Annotated in this window: 2 protein-coding genes; both read left to right on the top strand. The window is 52.9% G+C overall.

Annotated features, from left to right (window positions below; translation table 11 throughout):
- Nucleotides 1-190 precede the first annotated feature (190 nt).
- The gene (locus tag ACTJJS_RS29870; RefSeq protein ID WP_440667345.1) at nt 191-24,967 is read left to right on the top strand and encodes a Calx-beta domain-containing protein; all 24,777 of its coding nucleotides are present in this window, start codon (nt 191-193) and stop codon (nt 24,965-24,967) included.
- Between the two features lie 37 nt (nt 24,968-25,004).
- On the top strand, nt 25,005-26,006 hold the full coding sequence (locus ACTJJS_RS29865; protein ID WP_168873548.1) for a PorP/SprF family type IX secretion system membrane protein: 1,002 nt from the start codon (nt 25,005-25,007) through the stop codon (nt 26,004-26,006).
- The last annotated feature ends 7 nt before the right edge of the window (nt 26,007-26,013 follow it).

The following is a 26,013-nucleotide window of genomic DNA, read 5'->3' as shown; positions in this document are numbered from 1 at the left end:
ACTGAAACTGTCTGTGTTTGATCTATACCGGCAAAAAGAGAGTTGTATGCTGGTGCTAATAGTCAACCATATCACGTCCTGAGCTATAAAGATTCCCAAAAGAATCAACCTGTTCCGCTGTGTGTACCACGGTGGTCCTGGTTTCTTATTACCCAATGTTTATTGCATGATGTCCCTCTTAAATAATGTTATGACTCCCGAATCAAGGTTTTTCAGCAGAAGCTGCAAGCGGCTGTTACTGGCGCTGTTTGGCATGATGACGACTGTTGCCGCTACTGCCGGCACTTTCCCTGTCACCAATACAAACGACGCGGGGCCGGGTTCATTCAGACAGGCTATCCTGGATGCGAATGCAGCGGGCGCAGGCCCGCACGATATCGTGTTCAATGTGCATGGCCAGATAACGCTGGCCACCTCGCTGCCAACTATTACGGCGAAGAAACTGACGATCGACGGGCAGAACAAGATCACCGTGTATTCCACCGGGACCAATTCCATTATTAATCCTTTTGTGATTAATGCGGACAGTGTCACTATCCGGAATTTCACCGTGCAGAACAACGGGGACATCAACGTAGACATCTTTCCCAATACAACAGGGGTAACGATTGATAATATACGCTCTTTCAGTACGGTAGGCAACTACCTGAACGCATTTATGCGCGTGCAGGGAGCCTCCACCAGGCTGACGGTGAAAAACATTTCTTCCAACGACGTAGAGCCGGCTCCTTCCAGCGGCGCACCGCACATCGGGCGGGCTTTTTATTTTACAGGGGGTACGCAGACCGACCTGGTCATGGATAATATCCAGCTTAGCTCGTTCAACAATACGCGTGCGGGAGAAGGTATCGTTTTCCGTGACGCGGGTGTGAATGGCTTTACGTTTATTAATAGTAGTATCAGCGGTTTCCAGAATGCGATGGTGTTTAATAACACCGGTGGTGCTGTAGAGACGGCGAATAATGTGTTGTTCAGAAACGTGACCATTGATAGTTTATGGAGCGGCATATCACAGGGTATCTATTGTGATTTTGTTGCCACGAATTTTGATATTAACCGCACATCAGTAGATCTGGACGTGATTGGCACCGATGACGACGGCGACTATGCTTTCCGCTTTGTTAATACTGCTACGAATATTTCACTCGATACCATTAATATTAATGAGGTTGATCTTTGGTCCATCTTGTTTAACGGAGCCGCCAGCAATATCACGGTTAATAAAGCAGTCATAGAAAACCGGATACCCGGGATCTACGCGGGAAGCCACATCCTGTTTAATACCACGGTCAACGGCTTTACCTGCACCAATTCAGTACTGAACGGAGATAAGCTGGGTACCACAGATGACAGCGATGCAGGTATTTATTTCCAGGGAGCTGCCACCGGCGTGACGATCGATAATGTGACCTTTAACGGGTTTGACGTAGATGGTATCTATGTTGGAGGTGCAGCCACCAATTTTCAGCTGACCAATTCCAAATTTACGAATAGCACGGATGGTATTGAATTTTACAACAATGCGCCGAGAAGTAATGTAGACATCATCAATTCCGCTTTTTATAACCAGGACCGGACGGGTATTGCGATCAATGGTGCGAACGCCATTACTGACGTAGACCTGAAGGGAGATACGATCGCGAATAACATTAGTCATGGTGTTTGGTTTTATGGCGCCGCTGGTATAACAGATTCGCAGGTAGACGGTTGTGTCATATATAATAATGGTGGAGCGGGCGTTTATAATGAGGCCCCCAACAAAGTCATTGTCACCAATAACTCCATATATAATAATACGGCTGCCGGCATTTCACTGCCGGGTGGCAACTGTAGTTACACGCTTGCTGCAGGCAAAACACCGGTACTCGTATCATCCACCGCGCTGGGAGGAGGACAGTACCAGCTACAGCTTACCATCCCGAATATAGCTGCCGGGGCACAGTACACCGTCGATATTTATGCCAATGATCCCGCTACGAACAGAACGAGCGGGCAATATTATGTTACGTCCTTAACGGGATTGTCTGCCGGTACTTCTACGCAGACCATCACTTACAATGCTGGTCCGGGCGCTACCGGCCTCGGTACGTGGACTGCCACCCTGCGTATTCCGGCTAACAACTGCGGTACGTCAGAGTTTAGCAACGCCATCACCATGTCTGCCAAAGGCCCTGCCTGTGTGAGCAATGGCATTGTGGCATGGTACAGGGCAGACCAGGCGGTGAATGGCGTGAACTGGGGCGATATTTCCGGAAAGGCCAATCATATGACGGTGATCGGTGATCCGGACAATACCACCGGCATGGTCAACTTCAACCCGGCTATTTATTATGATGGTAACGACGCTCACCTGGTACCTGCCACGGCAGCTGTATCCGGTGCTTACTCCATCATGGGCATGGGAGTATTGGAAGGTAGCCAGAACGGCCGCGTGTTCAACAGCTCCAGTGGAAATAAACTGATGGGATGGCATGCCGGCTTCGAAAACCGCTTGTATGTAGAAGGGTGGCTGAACACCGGCGGCGGATTAACGGCAAGAGGCAAACTCTATTCTTTTGAGAGAGGAGCCAGCGGTGCTTATGAATTTAAAAGCAACGGTGCGCTGGTGAAAAACGGTGCTGCTTCTGATGGCACGGCATGGACATTAGACGTGGGAGGCGCTACCTTCTCGGAATTCACAAAAGTTTTTATCCCGGAAGTATTCATCTACAACCGTGATCTTACGCCCGCCGAGATCCAGCGTATTGAATCTTACATGGCGCTCAAATACGGCATCACGCTGAATAATGGCGCCACTGATTATATCAACAGCGACGGCACCGTACAGATATGGACGGCCGCCGCTAACGCCGGTTATGGTAAACGCATCACCGGTATCGGCCGTGAGGATTGTGCTATGCTGAGCCAGAAACAATCCCTCAGCCAGGACAGCGGTATGGTGACCATCGCGCTGGGCAATGCTATTGCGTTGTCCAATGCCGATAATAATACCAATTTTACGCAGGATAAAGTATTCTTCACCTTCGGCGACAACGGCGGTGCTACCGGTTATTTCACGCCTGTCACCAGCACCAACGCCAATCAGCGTATGGGCCGTGTATGGCGCGTGCAGAAAACCGCTTCGTGGGATAACAGCCAGCAGATAACGCTGCAACTGAAAGGCGGCGCAGGCAATAACTACCTGCTCATCAGCACGGATGCGGCCTTTGGCACTGTTACCAAAGAAATAAAACTGAATGGCACGGGAATGGTTACACTTTCCGGTGCAGACCTGGCCAATGGCGCTTATTTTACTTTCGGTCAGCAGCAACGTTTCCCTGGCGGTGTGGCGAACAACCTCCAGGCGTGGGTGAAAGCGGATGCAGGTGCAACTGTTGCCGACGGCAGCATCCTGAAATGGAGCGACCAGGCGGTGCAGAGAGAATGGCCGCTTAACGCTGCCACATCTGTGGGTTGGGCCAGGAGCGCTATTAACTATAACCCGGCTGTTAACTTCCAGGGTGACAACTATTTTACAGTACCGAAGTTTGCTGAGGGCAATACTGCTGGTGAAGTATTCTCCGTACAATATTCCAATACACCGGCTACTGCCACTGCCGCCAGTTTCCCTTATGAATTTGGTGGAGAACCGGCAGCCTCTCTGGCTCAACACTATCCGTTTAGCGGAGCTATCTATACGCACTTTGGAACTACAGCAAGACCGGGTTATTCATTCGGTAGCAGCAATATCCAAAAGGCGCATATATTAAATACCTGGAGCGCTCCCGGAGACTGGGCAATGAACTTCGATGGTAAAACCCTTGGCAGCAGCAATGCCTATCCGGTTTCCTTTAGCAGAGGGGCAGCACTGAACTGTGCCATCGGCGCAGGACATGGTTCCATATTTAATGGCCGCCTTTCCGAAGTGATCCTTTATAGCCGTCAGTTGAATGCTACCGAACGTTCACAGGTGAACAGCTATCTGGCACTGAAGTACGCGCTGACGCTGAAGACCGCTACAGGTGCTGCTGCTGACTACCTCGCCAGCGACGGTGCCACCAAAATGTGGTCAGCCGCTAAAAATACCGGCTATGGCGAACGTATCACGGGTATTGGCAGAGACGACAATGGTACCCTGTTGCAGAAACAAAGCCTTTCGCAGCTGGACGGCGCCAACCTGACCATTGGCATCGGAAGCGGCCTGGCAGCTGCTAATGCGGACAACAACACAGACGTGGCTAACGATCGTTCCTTCTTCACCTTTAGTGATAACGGTCAGCCGGCTACGTATGGCACCCCCGTTAGTGGTTTGGGTGATATTTCCGCACGCCTGTCACGAATCTATAAAACAGACCGTACCAATTGGGCTAAGAGCTCCATCACCTTATCTCTCGCAGGAGGAAACAACAATACTTACCTGCTGGTGAGCAACGATGAAACTTTTGGCGCCGGTGACAAAACCTATAAACTGGATGCCAATGGTAACATCACGCTGGACAGCGATCTGCTGGCCGATGGCGCCTTCTTTACTTTTGCTATTGTACAGGCGGCCCCGGCCGGTGTGGCAGGCGGACTGGAAGTATGGGCCAGAGCGGACAGTGGAGTAGTGGTGACCGGCGGTAACGCCACACAGTGGAAAGACCTGAGTGCTTCCGGCCGTACATGGGGGCAGGCCGTTACCGGAGCATTGCCATGGAAAGAAGTGTCCGTTAACTTTAACCCGGGTATCAGCTTCAATGGCGCCGGCGCCGGTGGTAACTATTTCATACAAACGCCAGAGATAACCAATGCCTTTACTGCCGGTGAAGTATTCTCTGTACAAACATCCAACGTTGACAATAGTGGTAACGCCATGTATCCTTTTGAATTTGGTGGTACACTTGCCGGTGGTGCAGCGTTCTATAACTATACTAACAACAATCAATTTACTTATTTCGGTACCAACACCGGCCGAATGAACTTCCCGTATCCTGCGGGTGTCAGCATACGCAATGCGCATATGCTCAATATCTGGAGCGCTACCAACGACTGGGCGGCTGGTGTAGATGGCAAGGTATTGCTGACAGTCAATGCCAATGCCGTGAACTTCCTCTCGCCGGCCGTGAACAAGGATTATCTTGGCGCGGGCCACAACGCCGTATTTAATGGCGATATCCCTGAGATAATATTATATTCCCGGAAGCTGAGCGCTGTAGAGCGTCAACAGGTACAATCCTATATGGCGCTGCGGTATGGTCTTACGCTGGGCATCGGTACGCCGATGGATTACCTCGCCAGCGACGGTACCACCACCATGTGGAAAGCCGCTACCGGTGGTGCTTACGCTAAACACATCATCGGTATCGGCCGTGACGACAGGGGCATGCTGCTGCAGAAACAATCCATCGCAGCAGATACCGGCATCGTGACTATCGCAGCCGGAGACGCTATTGCCGTTTCCAACAAAACCAATGCGGCCACTATCACCAACGACCTTTCCTTCTTTACTTTTGGAGATGATGGCGCGGCCACGACCTACCTGACACCGGTTAACGGTCTCAATACTGTCAACACCCGCATGGCCCGCGTCTTTAAAGCACAGAAAACTAACTGGGCCGATCAGAACATCACCATAAAACTCGCCGGCGGTAATGCGCGCACTTACCTGGTGGTAAGCGCAGACAATACTTTCGGTACAGGTGACGCTACTTACGCGCTGGATGCTAACGGTACCGTTACCCTTAACAGCAGCCAGCTGGCCAATGGCGCTTACTTCACTTTTGCGAAAAATGTTTCCGGGCCAAATGGCGTCAACAATGGCGTTACTTTCTGGCTGCGTGCCGATGACGGCATGTCCGGCGGCAGCAACTGGAGCGACTACAGCAATAAAGGCAATGATGCGTTGCAGGCAGTAACAGGCAGCCAGCCTATTACTGATGCGAAAGCATTTAACTTCAACTATGGCCTCGTATTCGATGGTACAGACGACTTCCTTGATATCAATACTACCCGTATAGACCCGGCAACTGCCACTATCTTTGCTGTGGCCAGCGGCACTGGCTTTGCAGCCGTGAGAGAGCTGGTAGGCAGCGGCGGTTTAGGAGATTCACATGGTATGGAATTCAGGGTTGTCAACTCAGGGCAACAGCAATACCTGGAAAACGCCGGATCAGTGGCAGCAGTAGGAGGTCTCAGCACCTTCCAGGCTAATAAACCATATATTTTCAGTGTTACCCAGGCCAGCAACGTAGCCAATGGCATTCGCATGTTTGGCAACTATAAGCTGGACAACCAGGGAACACTCAATTTGACACCGCTCACAAAGAACCTGGTTTCTATTGGTTCCCGTACCATGGCCGCCAGAGCCTATTACTGGCAGGGCGGTATGGGAGAAGTGGTGGCTTATAACCGCATACTGTCAGACGCAGAGCGTCAGACAGTAGAATCCTATCTCGGCCTGAAATATGGTATCACCCTCAATGATGGTGCTACCGATTACCTGGCCACCGACGGTTCCAAATACTGGACCGCAGATCCGACCTACAAAGCCCGTATCACCGGCATCGGCAGGGACGATGCTACTGCGCTGAACACCAAACAATCGCTCAGCGTAGACACCGGTTTTGTGACCCTCTCACTGGGCAGCAATATTCCGCTGACCAATGAACAAAACAGCAACACCATTACCAACGATAAATCTTTCTTTGTATTTGCAGATAACGGTCAGTCGGCTGCTACTTACACCACTGTAGTAAACGGTACCAGCGCTACCCGCAGACTGCCCCGTGTATGGAAGGTGGGTAAAACCAACTGGACAGACCAGAACATCACCCTGAAAGCTGATGCAAAAGGTACTAAAGTGTACCTGCTGATCAGCACCGATCCTACTTTTGCAACGATCACTAAAGAGCTGCCGCTGAATACTGATAAAACCATTACTCTCAGCTCCAGCGATCTGCCGAACGGTATCTACTTTACTTTTGGCGCCGCGGCGAAATTCCCTGGTGGCGTGGCCAGTGGCAACATGATATGGCTGCGCGCAGATATCAATACTTCTGCCACAGCGGACAACACGCCGATCAGCACGTGGAACGACTACAGCCCGAACGGCAATAACGTGGCACAGGCTACACCGGCCAACCAGCCTATATATATGGACAACGCTGCGGCCAATATGAACTTTAACCCCGTGGTAAGGTTTAATGGTGCCCCACATGCGATGAATGGTAATTCTTTGCTGAAAAGTGGCAGTTACAACGCCGCCAACGCGTTTTATGCAGGTAGTCAGGCTATCGCGAATGCCACGGTGATTTTTACCGAGCCAGCTCCTGCTCTTGGTGTTAACCAGTTTACTTTGCACGCTACCTGGAATGATAACAAAGTGTACTGGGATGCTCCTTATACAAGCAACCGCATTATCTATGATGCAGGTGATATCACTAACCAGGTGAATCTCTGGACCGCTACCAGCGATATAAGCCTTGCCGCAAACAAACAATCCCTTTACAGGAATGGCTTAAATGTACAAAACGGAAACAACGCCAGCACGTTCACAGGGGGCAACCAGCCATTCCAGCTGGGAGCGAACAACGGCGTTTCCTATAACGGCCGTATGGGTGACCTGATCGTATATATGAACGCACTCACCCCTGTTGAACAACAGAAGGTGAACAGCTACATGGCCATCAAATATGGTATCACGCTGAACAACGGCGCTACCAACTACCTGGCCACTGACGGCAGCATCGTATGGAATGCTTCTAACAACGGTGGTTATGGTAACTACATCACCGGTATCGGTCGTGATGACGCGGAAGACCTGAACCAGAAACAGTCCCGCAATACCATGAGCGGTATGCAACTCGCAATCGGTCTGAATTCCCTCTCTGAAACAAATAACGGCAACGCCAATACGTTCGCTGCCGATAAATCATATATGGTATGGGGCGACAATGCCGGCAGCAGCCTCTTTAAGACAGCGCTGTCCGGTCACCCTGTGGCCAACTACCGCATGGGCAGGGTGTGGAAAGTACAGAAATCCGGCACAGTCGGCACCGTACAGGTGGCCGTGCCTTATGACGTACTGCCCAACGCTGCACAGACTTACCTTATCGTCAGCAATGACGCCACCTTTGACGGAACAGACCAGTTCATCCCGGTGACGGCCATGACCCTCAACGGTAAAAAACATTACTACGCCAATGTGGACCTGGCGAATGGCCAGTTCTTCACCTATGGCGCTTCCATCAAAGCACCGGGCGGGGTAGCGGGTACTTCCCTGTGGCTGCGTGCAGACGCAGGTACTTCCAGCACAACAGATAATACGGCTATCAACGGCTGGACAGACTTCGCTTCAGACCTGAACAATGCTACACAGGCCACTGTTGCCAATCAGCCGCTCTTTATGAGCAACGCTGCCAGCAACGCCAACTTCAACCCGGTAGTGAAATTCGATGGGGCGGATTTTATGGACCTGGACATCACCAAGATGCCAACGGGTACCGCTGCCAGAACACTCTTCGGCACTGGTGCCGCCGCTACCACCGGCGCAGGTAATAAGTTTATTATCGCCTATGGCGCGGGCGCTACCAACCAGGGTACCGGCCTTGCACTTGTTGGCGGAAACGGAACCGCCGATTTCGTGGGATGGGCTAACGACGTTACCAGTCCTGCCGGTAACTGGCAACCAGGCGTGTTTAATGAAATGGTGGGCGTGTGGGCCGGTAATGGCGGTACTGCAACGCTGTACAGCAAAATGGCCACATTAGGCTCCGCTGCCAAGGTCTGGAATACAGGCACTGTGGCCGCGGGTATTGGCGCATGGCCCTGGGACCGTGCCCAGTCATGGATCGGAACCATGGGAGATGTGATCGTATATCCGACCGCGTTAAGCACCAACGAGCTGCAACGCGTATCTACGTACCTGGCTATCAAGTACGGCTACACGATGGACCAGACCACACCAAGAGATTACCTGGCTACCGATGGCACCACCAAAATATGGGACGCCACTGCTAACGCCACTTATAAAAATAACATCACCGGTATCGGCCGTGACGACGTGGAAGGCCTGGCACAGAAACAAAGCCAGAACATCAATACCGGCTTGCAGCCCATAGTGGGCCTCGGCGGCATCGCTGCTGATAACCTTAGCAATACAAATACTTTCTCCGCAGATAAATCATATATGGTATGGGGAGATGATGGCGCGGCCACGGCTTTCTCTACTGCCATCACCGGTAACCCGGCTGTTACTACGCGTATGGCCAGAACATGGAAGGTCCAGGAATCCGGTACGGTAGGTACCGTGAATATCGCTGTGCGGAGAGACCAATTGCCCAAAACGGCCACTACGCCTTACCTGGTAGTGAGCAACGATGCCACTTTCGATGGCACTGACCAGTTTATTCAATTGTCTGCCGCAGACGTGAACGGCGTGGCCAGCTACACCACCAATGTGGACCTGACCAGCGGCCAATACTTTACTTTCGCCAGCTTCGTGACAGCACCAGGCGGTGTTGCCAACGAAATGCTGTGGGTGAAAGCAGATGCAGACCTGCAGGTGAACGCCAATAACCAGGTGGAACAATGGTTCAACCAGGCTGGCGCTATGGTAACGGAACTGCGCGCAGCTCCTATTGCACATACAGATCCGATCGCTGCTTCTGCAGACATCCTCAAAGTGCCTAATGGTATCAACTTCAACCCAGCGGTAGATTTCTCCGGTGTTAAAACCAAATCGCTGAAGGGTAATGCCGATGCTAACTGGAACTCAACGCCTAACCTGTCCATTTTCTCTGTGAGCGCCCCGGAAGGCCCTGCAACTAACGGCCTCGTAGGTATATTTGCCACCAATGGTGACTGGTCGGCATCTCCTAATGCCGGCAGGGGCCTGGTGTATACCAGCGGTGTTAACTACGCGCTGGATGGCGCCGGATGCCTGATAGCACCATCTTATCCTCCTTATTTAGGAGCTAATATAATACGTGGCGTGTATGTAAGTACCAATAACGGGCGGAATGGAGGCACGTGGCTGAATGGCTTACAGGGTACTGCCGCTACCAAGGACTGCTTTACGCAGGCAGGCGGTTCTTTCTTTGAAATAGGTGGCCGCACCACAGATGTTGCCACCTTTGACGACCGCATCTTCAACGGTAAAATCCCCGAGGTGATCGTTTACAAATCTGCCCTCACGGCTACGGAAGCCCAACAGGTGGAATCCTACCTCGGTGTTAAATATGGCATTACGCTGGACCAGTCCACCGCACAGAACTATCTGGCCACCGACGGCTCCGTGATCTGGAACGCCACTGCGAACAACACTTATAAAACAAATATCTTCGGTATCGGCCGCGACGACCGCGAAGCACTGACACAGAAACAGTCCCGCAGCATCCATCCCGGTTCCATCCTGACAATCGGTATGCGCACCATCGCTGCTACCAATGCTGATAACGGCAATACCTTCGGTACAGACAAGAGTTACCTGATGCTGGGCAGCAACAGTAATGCACTGACCGTAAGCGGTACGGACCTGCCTGTCGGCAGCTGTATCCCTGAACGCCTCACCCAGGAATGGAAAACACAGTTCACCAACTACGATATCAGCACACAGCCACTCAGCATGCAGTTCAACCTGAACGGCATCACGGTGAAAGGCACTGCTGCTGCTGATTTCACCATTCTGGTGGACGAAGACGGCGACGGTAACTTCGCTACCGGCACCATCACCGAAATTCCTGCTACCAGCTTCAATGGCGGTATCGTGAGCTTCGATAACATCAGCACTTTGAAAGACGGCCAGGTATTCACCCTCGTGACCAGCCACCTGCAACGTACGGCCAACCTGGTACCGGATGCTACCGTGAGAACAGTAGCGTCCACCTGTGTCGACAAAGGCACCCTGTATTTCATCGATCCTTCCGATGCCAACAAATACATTGCTTCCATTACCCTGAACGGTAACACCATGGACGTGACCAAACTGTCCGCCCTGGTAGACGTGAACAGGGACATGAACGCAGCCCTGGGCAAAAACAGCGGCACCGACTACGGTACGCAGCTGATGCGCAGACTGGTACAGATCAGCTACACCGGCGCTGACCTGACACAGAACGGTGGCGTTACCCTCCGCCTGTTCTGGAACCCGGCCGAAAAAGCCAACGCACAGAACATGCTCTCCGGCACGCGCGGCGTAACCGGCGCTCAACGCTGGGCATGGTTCAAACATACCGGCGATATCACCGCTACCCTTGCAGACCTGTCTGCCGCAGGACTGGCCAATATTAATGAACTGACACCTTCCGCTACCGGTCAACAGGACGGCGTGGAATACGTGGAATTCAGCGGTATACAGAACTTCTCCACTTTTGGCGGCGTTACTACCGCCAGCGGCGTACTGGCCATCACCAAAGGTCAGGACGGTAAGGAAGGCGCCCAGAACGGCTCCTTTAATGTCAGCCTGCCTGGCACAGTTACGGCCACAGAAGACATCACAGTAACCTACAATGTGACAGGCATCGCTGCTAACGGCGTGGACTACACGACGTTGAGCGGTACAATGGTATTCCCGGCCGGTAGCAACAGCGTACCGCTGCCGGTGATGGTGACAGATGACAATATCCTCGAGATCACTGAAGACGTGACCGTGACCCTGACTGCCGCTTCCGGCAACAGTGGCGGCACCTATACTATCAGCAGCACACAGCCCGCCGCGACCATCAATATTGCGGACAACGACAGCAATGATCCGGCTAAAACCACTGTGGGCGTTGTTTGGTCTAAAGACGCCAAAGAACCGGACGTCAACGGCGAATTCAATATCAGCCTGCCAACAGGCATCACAGCTGCTGAAGACATCACTGTGAAATATAGCATTGCCGGTACAGCTACGCCTGGTGCGGACTATGTGCCGTTGAGCGGAACAGCGGTGATCCTCGCAGGCCAGGGTGGCGTAATGGTGCCAGTGGTGGTAGCTGACGACCAGCTGCTGGAAAACCCTGAAACGGTGATTGTTAGCATCATAGATGGTAAATCCACCAACTTCGTGCTGACACCGCGTGCAGGCGCCACTACTGCTACAGTGAACATCATCGATGATGAAAACACACCGGCCAACCTGGTACTGAGCATCACCAAAACAGCAGATGCCGCAGAACCGGCCACCAATGGTAGCTTTACCATTAGCCTGCCTCCTAATATCAAGTCCATAGAACCTATCACGGTCAGCTATGAAGTGAGCGGTACAGCCATAGGTGGGTCTGATTACAACACCCTCAGCGGCACCGTTGTATTCCCAGCCAACCAGCCCAGTGTAACCCTGCCCGTTACTGTGATCAATGACGACCTTATTGAGAACACGGAAGACGTGACAGTGAAACTCAACGGCGGTACCAGCGCCAGCTTCAACTTCACCGCCAGCGCGACCAATGGTACCGCAACCGTGAATATCGCTGACGATGATAACACTGCCGCTAACCGCGTACTGAGCATCAAAAAAACAACTGATGCCGCAGAACCATCTACCAACGGCTTATTTACCATTAGCCTCCCTGGTACGATCAAGTCATCTGAACCTGTAACCATAACCTATACATCCTCCGGTACCGCCACCAGCGGCGCGGACTATGCGGCGCTGGGAACAACCATTGTGCTGCCTGCTGGTCAGAACAGCATTACTTTACCATTCACCGTTGTTGATGACAAGATCATCGAGAATACCGAGACTGTCATTGCAGCGGTGAGTGGCGGTGCCAGCACCAGCTTTGCTTTCACTGTCAGCCCCACAGACGGCAGCGCCACTGCCAACATCGCTGATGATGACAATACAGCCGCCAACCGCGTGCTCAGTGTAGTCAACGATGGGGGAGATGCGTCCGAACCGTCTACCAACGGCAAGTTTACTATCAGCCTGCCTAAAGGCGCTACCCCTGCGGACGACATTGTGGCGGCAGAGCCAATTACGGTGACTTACACCATCAATGGTTCCGCGATTAACGGCACCGACTATGCGAACCTGAGCGGTACAGTAGTGATCCCCGCCGGCCAGAACAGTGTAACCGTTCCCGTGACAGTGATCGATGACCAGCTGATGGAACCTACCGAAACGGTGAATATGAAACTGACCGATGGTAAGAGCACCAGCTTCTTATTCACCGCCAGTCCTACCAATGGTACTGCTACCGTGAATATCCTGGATGACGACAATACACCGGCCAACCGCGTACTGAGCATCGACAAAGTGAACGATGGCGCAGAACCGGCCACCAATGCACTGTTTAAAATCAGCCTGCCTGCCAATGTTGCTCCTTCTGAGGCCATCACCGTAACATATAAAGTAACAGGATCGGCGACTAACGGCACCGACTATACTACATTAACAGGAACGATGACCCTGCTGGCAGGACAAAACACTGCTACGCTGCCGGTGGTAGTGACCAACGATACGGAGATAGAAGGTACAGAAGACGTGGTGATAGAACTCACCGGCGGCAGCTCTGCCAACTTCTCTTATACGCTCAATCCGGCTAAAACTATCGCTACGGCCAACATTGCCGATGACGATGATACACCTGCCAACCGGGTACTGAGCGTGACCAACAATGGCGACGCCGCAGAACCGGCCACTCATGGCGGATTTAAAATCAGTCTGCCTACAGGCGTAATTGCCGCCAAACCTGTTACCGTGAACTATAGCATCGCGGGAACAGCAACAGCCACAGCAGACTATGCCGCCTTAACAGGCACGGCCACCATCCCTGCCGGTCAGCCTTTTGTGATCGTACCGGTAACAGTGGCCGATGATAAAATCATCGAACTGACAGAAACCGTAGTGATGAACGTTACCGGCGGCACAGGTGGCGGCTCCGCCTATACCGCGTCAGCATCCGCTAACACCGCTACGGTCAACATCGCAGACGACGACAATACGCCGGCAAACCGGTTGGTGAAAGTAGTAGCCACCCGTGACGGCGCCGAAGGCGGAACTACCATCAAATTTGATTTCTCGCTGCCTACCGGTATCACTGCCTCTCAAGACATAAAAATCAATTATTCCATAGGTGGTACGGCCATCTTTGGTACAGACTATAACGGCCTCAATGCAAGTGATTTCGACAGGACCGCCATCATTCCTGCCGGAAGTACATCTACCGCCATCGTGGGCAACATCGTGGACGATAAGATCATAGAAGGAACAGAAAACGTGGTGATCACCATCACAGACGCCGCTTCCACCGACTTTACCTTCACGCCTGACCCGGCTGGTACTACTGCTACCGGAAATATCCTGGACAACGATGACATCTCCGCCAACCGCGTGATCAGCATCAAGCCAAGGATGGACGCCGCCGAACCGGCTACCAGCGGTGCTTATGGCATTAGCCTGCCAACCGGTTATTCGTCTGCGGTGCCTATTACCGTGACTTATAGTGTTGCAGGTACATCCACCGCAACTCCGGGCGTGGATTACGCTACCCTCACCGGTACCGCCGTGATCCCGGCCAATACAGAGGGCGTGGACGTGTTCGTGAACCCGATCGATGATAAACTCATTGAAAACACAGAAACAGTGATTGCTACGCTGACAGGTGCTACTGCCACCGGTTTCACTTATACGCTCAGCCCAACCAACGCTACTGCTGTTGTCAACATCGATGATGATGATAATACACCGGCCAACCGTGTGCTGAGCATCACCAAATTGAACGATGGCGCAGAACCTGCATCCAACGCAGCGTTCAAGATCAGCCTGCCTGGAAATGTGGCGCCTTCTGAAGACCTCACCGTGACTTACAGCATTGATGGTACGGCCACTAACGGTACCGACTATGCGACTTTAGGCACCACCGTGACCTTCCCGGCAGGACAGAACTATATTACCATACCTGTCGTTGTAACGAACGATACAGAGATAGAAGGTACAGAGAACGTAAAACTGACCCTCTCCGGAGGCAGCTCTGCTAAGTTCATCTATACCGTAGATGGCACCAACGGCAGCGCTACTGCTGATATTGCCGATGATGATGACGTACCGGCCAACCGTGTGCTGAGCATCACTAAAAACGGCGATGCCGCAGAACCTTCCACTAACGGCGGATTTAAAATCAGTCTGCCAACGGGTGTAACTTCCACCCAGCCGATCACCGTGAACTATACCATAGCAGGTACCGCTACCGGCGGCACAGGCGCCGGTGCAGATTACAACGCTATCACCGGCACAGTGACCATCCCTGCCGGTCAGCCGTTTGTGATCGTTCCGGTAACAGTGGCAGATGATAAAATCATTGAACCAACAGAAACCGTTATCATGAACATCACCGGCGGAACGGGCGGCAGCACTACCTATACAGCGTCTGCTTCGGCGAATACCGCTACCGTGAATATTGCGGATGATGATGATACACCCGCCAACCGTGTGATCAGGGTAAAAGTGGATACTGATGGTTCTGAAGATGGAAACGCACTGAAGTTCAGTTTCTTCCCGGCTCCGGGTATTACCATCTCCCAACCGGTTACTATTAAGTATACCATAAAAGGTACTGCCCTTTTAGGCACAGACTATAACGGCAACACACCGGCAGATTTTACCGGCACTGTGACGCTGCCTGCCAATGCGCTTAGCACATCCATCACTGCTACAGTGGTAGATGATAAGATCATAGAAGGTACAGAAACAGTGGAAGTGGCTGTCACCAGCGCATCTTCTGCGGACTTTACCTTTGCGCCTGACGCAGCGGAAGGCACCGCTACAGGTAACATCCTGGACAACGATGACGTAACGGCCAACCTGGTGCTGAGCGTTACCAAAAAAGCAGATGCCGCTGAACCTGCCACCCATGGCAGCTTTGAGGTGAGCCTGCCTGCAGGTTATTCTTCTGCCAGGGATATTACCGTGACATATAACGTGAATGGTTCGGCCACTTCCGGCACGGATTATCAGAACCTGGGTACTATTACCATCCCTGTCGGTCAGACCAGTGCGATCGTTCCGGTGAATGTGATAGATGACAAAATCATTGAGCCGACAGAAACAGTGGACCTGACCATTACCGGTGGCAATGACACCAAATACACCTATACCGTGGCTGTTGGCACGGCTACCGTAAACATCGCCGACGATGATTATGCTGCGAACAACAATATTGTGTTGCTCACGAAAGTGTCTGACGCAGTAGAAGGCGGTACCCATGGCCAATACAGAATTTCCCTGCCGCCGAATATTACCGCTGCCAGCGATGTGGTGGTAACCTTTAACCTCACGGGAGGAACAGCAACATTGGGAGCAGATTACTCTTTACAGGGCTTATCTTCCCCTAATACCTTTGTGATCCCGGCAGGTGCCAACGATGTGTTGATAGATGTCGTTGCTGTAAACGATGGTGCTCCTGAAGGACCGGAGACTGTGGTGATGAACCTGACCAACGCTACGTCTTCCGGTTTACCATTCACCATTGATCCTTCCGGTAACGGAGCTGTGGTAAACATCATTGATGTGAACGCGACCACCGATAGCCCGATACAGATATTCGCCGGCACAGATGCGGCCGAACCGGCTACTAACGGTACTTTCACCGTGAAGCTGAGCGGCGGCGCCAATGCGCAGAAAGATATCACCATAGGATACCAGATTTCCGGTACCGCTACACCTGGTCTGGACTACACCGCGCTGGGCAATATTGTGATCAAAGCGGGAACAGACAATACTGTTGTAGACCTCAAAGTGCTCGACGATAAGATCATCGAGCTGAATGAAACCGTGAAGATCACCCTCCTGTCTGGCAGTGGCACGGCTACAAACGGAACACAGCTTATCTTCCCGGTTGATCCGGCCAACAGCGCTGTCACCGTTAATATCGCGGATGATGACGCGGCCAATCCGGCCAACCTGGTGCTGAAAGTGGTGAAAAATGAAGACGCGGCAGAACCATCTACCAACGGTTCCTACACCGTGAGCCTGCCGGGCACTTATACCTCCGCAGCGCCGATCACGCTCAATTATACCATGAGTGGTACTGCGAGCAGTGCAGATTACACCATCAATACCGTCACCATACCAGCTAATACCAACACCTTTACCATTCCGTTGGTGGTGACAGACGATAAGATCATTGAGAACACCGAAGTCGCCACACTGACCCTCAACAGCGGTAAGGATGGTAACGGTTTCGACTATACGGCGGATGCAGCTGGCAAAGTAGCTTCGCTGAACATCGCCGATGATGACAACACTGCGGCCAACCGCGTGCTGTTAGTGAAGAAAACAGCCGATGGCGCTGAACCGGGCACTCCGGGTGAGTTTACCATCAGCCTGCCGACCGGTTACACCGCAGCGGAAGACATCGATGTAACGTATACCATTACTGGAAGCGCTACTGCCGGTGACGACTATACGGCCCTGACAGGTACCGCGAAAATACTTGCCGGTACCCCTGGCACTGTAACCGTAGCCGTGGCCGTAAAAGACGATCAGATCATAGAAGGTACTGAAACCGTTGACATGAAACTCTCCGGTGGCTCTACCGGCAGCGGCCTGGTCTTCACACCGTCAGCCGGCAACGATATCGCTACAGTAAATATTACCGATAACGACAACACCGTGGCCAACCAGGTCGTGAGCATCAAAAAGAAAAATGATGCTGCAGAACCGGGCACCAATGGCGCCTTCATCGTTAGCCTGCCGCCGAATATCTTCTCTGCGTTGCCGGTTACAGTAAACTATACCGTAGCAGGAACCGCCGCAGAAGGCAAAGATTACGAAACGCTTACCCTTTCCGTGATCATCCCGGCCAATACCAACGAGATAGCGCTGCCAATACTGGTAACAGACGATAAGATCATAGAAGGCACAGAGAACGTAGAGATCACGCTGACCACTGCTGCATCTCCGGCCTTTGCCTTCACCGTGGACCCGTCCAACGGCAAAGCCTCCCTGGACATCGCTGATGATGATGATATCGCGGGCAACCGCGTACTGACCATCAAAAATGATGGAGACGCAGCTGAACCAGGCACCAGTGGCAGATTCCTGATCAGCCTGCCTGCTACTTATTCCGCAGCAGTACCTATCACGGTGAACTACACCGTAGCCGGAAGCGCCATTGCCGGTACAGACTACACGGCCCTGACCAATACGGCAGTGATACTGCCAGGCGACAACGGTGTATACGTGCCCGTTAATGTGATAGATGACAAGATCATCGAACCAACAGAAGACGTGACCGTGACACTGGCCGGCGGCACCGGCGCTGCGCCATACGCCGGCACCGGCTCCGCTACCGTGAACATCACGGACGATGACGGTACCCCGGCCAATATGGTACTGAGCGTAAGCAAAACATCCGACGCCGCAGAACCAGGCACTAACGGCGCGTTCCGTATCAGTCTGCCTAAAGACATCACCGTGGCCGAAGCCGTGACCGTGACTTATAACATCACCGGCAACGCGCTGAATGGCACCGACTACGATAACCTCACCGGTACCGTAGTGATCCCCGCCAATAGCGACGGTGTGACCGTGCCTGTGATCGTAAAAGACGACAAGATCATTGAAACCACCGAAGATGTGGTAATGCAACTGAATAACGGCACCACCGCCAGCGGTAAATTCACTTTCACCGCCAGCCCGACCGCCAATACCGCGTCCCTGGATATTGAAGATGACGACGCCGGTGCGCTGGTGCTGAGCATAAAGAAGAAAGCAGACGGTGCAGAGCCTGTCACCAACGGCGCCTTCACCCTTAGCCTGCCTACAGGTTATGAATCGTCTGAACCAATTACGGTGCGCTTTAACGTAGCCGGTACTGCCCTCGGTGGCACTGACTATAAGTCCATCGGAACTACCTTCTTATTCCCTGCGAATACGAAAGAAATAGACCTGCCGATAGAAGTGCTGGACGACAAGATCATTGAGCCGACAGAAACTGTTATTGTCACCTTAACAGGTGGCAGCAGCAGCAACTTCAACTTAGTGGCCAGCAGCACTGCCGGCATCGCTACCGTGAATATTACAGATGACGAGGGCGCCGATCCGGCCAACCGCGTACTGGGCATCGTGAAACATGCAGATGCCGCAGAACCGTCTACCCATGGCGCCTTCAGAGTGGGATTGCCTACCGGCATCACTTCATCGGAAGACATCATCGTGAAATATACTGTGGCAGGTGACGCGACCGAGGCTGCCGACTACACTGCTTTAAGCAGAACTGTCACCCTCCCGGCCGGCAAGGACAGCGTTGATATCCCGGTACTGGTGGTGGACGATAAGATCATCGAGCCAACAGAAACCGTAGACGTTACCCTCGCAGGCGGTTTGTCCAACAGCTATACTTTCACCGGCACCAACACGGCTACTGTGAATATCGCTGACGATGACAATGTACCAGCCAACCTGGTAGTGACTGTCGCTAAAACCAGCGACGCCGCAGAACCGGATGTTCCGGGCGCATTCCTGATCAGCCTCCCGGCAGGTTACACTGCATCAGAAGATATCACTGTCAACTTTGATATCACCGGTTCAGCCGCCAGTGGCGTTGATTACACAGCCCTCGGCACTACCGCGGTAATTAAAGCCGGCAACCCGAATGTGACCGTACCGGTACTGGTGATCGATGACAAACTGATAGAGATTACTGAAACAGTGGATATGGCACTCAAAGGCGGCAGCTCCACTCATTTTATCTTAACCGGTAGTGGTACTGCCACCGTGAATATCGACGATGATGACAATAACCCGGCCGCCCGTGTGCTGTCTGTGACCAAAACCGCAGATGCCGCAGAACCAGGCACCAATGGCGAGTTCACGATCAGTCTCCCTGCGAATGTGTTTGCATCGGAAGACATCAAGGTACAATATACCATCAACGGTGCTTCCACTGCCATCAGTGGACTGGATTACACCGCACTGACCGGTACTGCCACTATCCTCGCGGGTGATAGCAAGGTAACCGTAACCGTACCTGTTCTTAATGACAAGATCATTGAAACAACAGAAACAGTAGTGATGGACATCACCGGCGGTACCAGCAAAAACTTCACGTACACGGCCAGCACCAGCAACGGTTCCGCTACCGTGAACATCGCAGACGATGATAATGTGGCGGCCAACCTGGTCATTGAAGTGAGAGATGCTGTAGACGCAGCAGAACCAGCAACTAACGGCTCTTTCACGGTAAGTCTGCCTACCGGCTATACCGCATCGGAAGACATCACCGTGACTGTTAACATATCCGGTGATGCCAGCGAAGGCAAAGACTACGAGACGATGGACCGCACAGTGGTCATCCTCGCAGGAACACCTGGCAGCACGGTAGTACCAGTGAAAGTGATCGACGACAAGATCATCGAAAAAACAGAAAAAGTAACAATGACGGCGACAGGGGCTACCTCTAAGAGCTTTACGCTCGTGGCAAGCAGCACCAGCGCAAGCGCCACCGTGAACATCGCAGACGATGACAACACGGCCGCCAACAAGGTGCTGAGCGTAACGAACTATGGCAATGCAGCAGAGCCGGGAACTAACGGCAGCTTCGCCATCAGCCTGCCCAAAGGGGTAACCTCGGCCGAAGATATCACTGTCACCTATAACGTGACCGGTGGAGACGCCATCAGCGATGTTGACTACAACGCCCTCAGTGGCACGGTAGTCATCCCCGCAGGAAAAGACACCGTATTCGTACCGGTGATCGTGAAAGACGATAAGATCATCGAGAACACTGAAGCCGTAGAGGTGACCCTCAACAGCGGCATCAGCACCAGCTTTAGCTTCACGGCCAGCCCCACCGACGGTAAGGCGACCGTAACGATTGCTGACGATGATAATGTAGACGCCAACCGCGTACTGGTGGTGACTAAAAAAGCAGATGCCGCAGAACCGGGCACCAATGGTACATTCACCATCAGCCTGCCCGCAGGATATACCGCATCAGAACCGATCACGGTAGATTATGACCTCACCGGTTCCGCTATCAACGGTACAGACTACGCTAACCTCACCGGTTCTGTAGTCATCCCGGCGGGCGCACCTGGTAGTGTAGATGTAGTGGTGGCCGTTGCCGACGACAAGATCATCGAAGGCACCGAAACCGTGATCATGACACTGAAAGGCGGTAAATCTGCCAGCGCTGTCTACACCGGCACCAACAACGCCACCGTGAACATTGCGGATGACGATGATGCAGTGGCCAACCGCGTACTGACAGTGACCAACGGTGGCGATGCCGCAGAACCAGGCACCAACGGCAGCTTTAAAGTGAGCCTGCCGGCAGGGTACACTGCTGCAGAAGACATCACGGTGAACTATCTGATCACCGGTAGCGCCACGGCAGCCACAGATTACAAAGCCATCACCGGCACCATTACCATTCCGGCCGGTATGCCAGGCAGCGTGTCCGTTCCGGTGACCGTTGTCGACGACAAGATCATCGAAGGCACCGAAACCGTGATCATGACACTGAACGGCGGAAAATCCAACACCTTCACCTACACCGGCACCAACAATGCCACCGTGAATATTGCCGATGACGACGATGTGCCGGCCAACCGTGTGCTGACAGTGGAAAGAAAAACAGACGCCGCAGAACCGTCCACCAATGGTGAGTTTACGGTCCGTCTGCCTAAAGGCATCACCGTATCGGAAAATGTGATCGTCAACTACAATATCACGGGTACGGCTATCCCGGGCACAGACTACAAAACACTGGCTGGCTCAGTCATCATACCAATAGGCCAGGACAGTGTAAATGTGGAAGTACCGGTAATTGACGATAAACTGATAGAGAATACAGAAACAGTGGTGATGACACTGGCCGGCGGCTCTTCAACCCGCTTCACCTTCACCGGTAACACCAGCGCCACTGTGAATATTTTGGACGATGACAATGTTGACGCTAACCGCGTGTTGACCGTCACCGCCACCAAAGACGCCGCAGAACCGGCTACAGCAGGTGAATTCACCATCAGCCTGCCAAACGGAATTGCTTCTTCCGAACCGGTTACTGTGAAGTACACCATCAACGGCGCTTCCACCGCCACCAGCGGAGCAGACTACACCGCACTTAGCGGCACCGTGGTAATCCCTGCCGGCGTGGACAGAGTAACCGTTCCGGTCCCGGTACTGGACGACAACTTCCTGGAGAACACCGAAACCGTGGTAATGGACCTCACTAACGGTACATCCACCAGCTTCACCTTTACCGGTGGCAGCGGCGCAACGGTGAACATCATCGATGATGAGAACACACCGGCCAACCGCGTCCTGAACATCGTGAAGAAAGCAGATGCCGCAGAACCAGCCACCAATGGCGCCTTCACCATCAGTCTCCCGAACGGCATCCGTGCCTCCGAAGACATCAAGGTGAACTACACCATAGCAGGTACCGCTACCAGCGGCGCTGACTATGCGGCCATCACCGGCACCATCACCATCCCTGCGGGCGCCACTGACGTGGACGTACCGGTTACCGTAACAGATGACAAGGTGATTGAACAAACAGAAACCGTGATCATGACACTGAACGGCGGCGCGTCCAACAGCCTCACCTTCACCGGTAACGGCAATGCTACTGTCAACATCGCAGATGACGAAAGCATCACGCCGGCGAGCATGGTAGTGAACATCGCCAAAGATACCGATGGCGCAGAACCGTCTACCAACGGCGGCTTTAAAGTGAGCCTCCCGACAGATGTCACTTCTTCGGAAGATATTACGGTGAGCTATACCGTGACAGGCACCGCTACCGCCGGCGCAGACTATGTGACCCTCACCAATTCCGTGGTGATCCCGGCAGGCAGGAACGATGTCATCATTCCAGTAGTTGTGACAGACGATCAGATCATTGAGGTGACAGAAACCGTGATAGCGACGCTCAACGGCGGCACATCGGCCCACTTCACCCTGACAGGTAACGGCAACGCCACTGTGAATATCGCTGACGATGAAATCAAGACGCCGGCCAACCTGGTGCTGACCACCATCAACGGCGCTGATGCAGCGGAACCGTCCACCAACGGCTTCTTTACCATCAAACTGCCGAAAGGGGTAACATCTTCAGAAGACATCACAGTGAACTACAGCGTGACAGGTACTGCTACCAGTGGCGCAGATTACACCACACTCGCAGGTACCGTAGTCATCCCGGCAGGTAAAGACAGTGTCAACATACCAGTCAATGTCATAGATGATAAAATAATAGAAGGCACCGAAACAGTGGTGCTGACACAAACCAGCGCCAGCTCGGCCAACTTCACCTTCACGTCCGCAGGCAGCGCCACGGTGAACATCCTGGACGATGAAACCCTCGATGCCAACCTCGTACTGAATGTGACCAAAGATGCAGACGGAGCAGAGCCGAACACGAACGGCGGCTTCAGGATCAGTCTCCCGGCCGGCGTGACCGCAGCCATGGACATCACCGCTACCTACAGCGTAGCAGGTACTGCCACCAGCGGCACAGACTACACAGCCCTCACCGGTACAGTAGTCATCCCGGCAGGTCAGGACGGTGTAGCCGTACCGGTTACAGTGACCGACGACCAGCTGATTGAAGGAGATGAAACAGTGATCATCACCGGCACCGGTGGCACCGCAGGCAGCCTTGTCTTCAAACCAGGCACCAGCAGCACCGCTACCGTCATCATCGCCGATGATGACAACACCAACCTGGACCTGGTAGCAACCGCCAGCAAGCCTAACGCGGCAGAACCTTCTACCGCAGGTGAATTCACCATCAGCCTGGCCAGCGGTAAAATACCGACAACAGACATCATCGTGACCTATAACGTGGCAGGTACTGCTACCGCAGGCAGTGATTATACAACCCTTACCGGTACCGTAGTGATCCCTGCAGGCCAGACCAGTGTAACCATACCCGTTACAGTGTCAGACGACGACCTGATAGAACCGGTGGAAACAGTGGTGCTTACTATCGCTAACGGTAAATCAGGTAATATCAACTTCCCGGCAGGCGCCAACAATACAGCGACAGTCAACATCGCGGATGATGACAACACGGACCTGAGCCTGATCGTGACCGCCAGCAAACCGGATGCAGTTGAACCAGGAGTGAACGGAGAGTTCACCATCAGCCTGGCCGGCGGCAAACGCACCGCAGAACCGATCACCATACAGTATATGATCAGCGGCAGCGCTACACCGGATGCTGACTACACGGCCATTACCGGCACCATCACCATCCCGGCAGGCGCCAGCAAAGTAACCGTTCCGGTGAACGTGCTCGACGACAAAGAGATAGAAACTCCGGAAACCGTGATATTCATGCTGACCGGTGGCACCTCCAACAGCTACACCTTCACTCCGGGCACTGCTAAGGAAGCTACCGTTACCATCACCGATACCGATAAAATGGCCGGTGACCTGATCATCACGAAAGAGATCGTCGCTCCGGCAACAGGGCCTTACCGCATGGGACAGAACCTGACATACCGTATCACGGTTCAGAACGCGGGTAACATACCAGTGACCAACGTGAGAGCGGAAGACCGTCTGCCGGTACAACTGGACATACCTACCCACACTTCCGCAGAAAGAGGGGAAGTGATAGTGACACCAGGCAACAAACTGGTAACCTGGAACATCGGTGACCTCGCAGTGGGCGCTACCGTACAAATGACGCTGACCAGCCGCGTAATAGAAGGCGGACAGCTGAACAACGAAGCATCGGCCTACAGCACCAACATGCCGGACGCTGACAGCAGCAACAACGTGGCGGTATCCAGTGTGGCAATAGAAGGTTCTGACCTGTCCTTCCCGAATGTGATCACACCTAACGGTGACGGTAAAAACGAAAGGTTCATTATCGGAGGACTGGAGAAATACCCTGGTTCAGCTATCTACATCTACAACCGTTGGGGAAGTATGGTATATCAATCCAAAGACTACCGCAACGACTGGAACGGTTCCAACCTGAACGAAGCGACCTACTACTATATCCTGGAAGTAAGGAAGCCGGACGGTATCAAGAAGTATAAAGGCTGGATAACGATATTACGGTAAGAGATAACAATTATATCTGCTACAAAAAAAGTAAAAGATGCAAAAAGTACTCAGAGCGGGAATAATGGTCTTGCTGCTGGCAATAAGCATGAAGGGCGCGGCGCAACAGAACATACAGTTCAGCCAGTACATCTTCAACGGGTTAAGTGTTAACCCGGCCTATGCGGGTTATAAGGAAGACTTGTATGTGAATGCCATTTATCGTCATCAGTGGGCCGGGTTCCCCGGAGCACCCCGTACGGGCGGAATATCGCTCGACGGGGTGACGCCCGCCAGCGATAAAAAAGTAGGCCTGGGCATGCAGATGTTATTTGACAAATCGGGGCCGCAGGACGCGTTGTCGCTCTATGGTTCTTACTCGTACCGCATTCCGCTGGACGATGAAGATACCCGGAGGCTTTGTCTCGGTATAGGCGCCGGCGTTACCCAGTACTCTATCGATGGTACGGCGCTGCAATACATCGATAATGAAGATGCGGCCATACCGCTGGGCAAAAAGAGCGTATGGGTGCCTGATGCCCGCTTCGGCATTTACTATTATACGCCCCGCTTTTATGCCGGCGCTTCCGTGATGGACTTGTTTTCACTCTATACCGATGCGTCGCGTTATAACTGGAAAGGCAACAACTATTCCACCATCCGGAAAACACAGCACCTGTATATTACCACCGGAGCTATGTTCCCGCTGGGGGAGAACCTGCAGCTGAAACCATCGATCCTGATCAAGGAAGATTTTAAAGGACCTACCAACGTGGACATTAACGCCTTCCTGTTGATAGGAGAGAAGTTGTGGGTGGGTGCGTCTTACCGTACCGGTGTGGGCATATGGAGAAAAACCAACTTGCAGAAAGACCTGAGCGAACTGGACGCGGCCAGCGTAATGGTGGAGTTTTACGCCACCGAAAAGCTGCGTATCGGGTATGCCTACGATCTGACCATCAATAAGATGGCCGGTTACCAGGGAGGTTCCCACGAGATATCCCTGGGCTTTCTGATCCCCTCAAAAAATTATACAGTTAAGAACCCACGGTATTTTTAAACTTTAG

Origin of the sequence: Chitinophaga sp. 22308 (assembly GCF_052045305.1) — a bacterium.
GTDB classification, from domain to species: domain Bacteria; phylum Bacteroidota; class Bacteroidia; order Chitinophagales; family Chitinophagaceae; genus Chitinophaga; species Chitinophaga varians_A.
The sequence above is the reverse complement of the archived record's forward strand: the minus strand, read 5'-3'. Positions and strand labels throughout refer to the sequence as shown.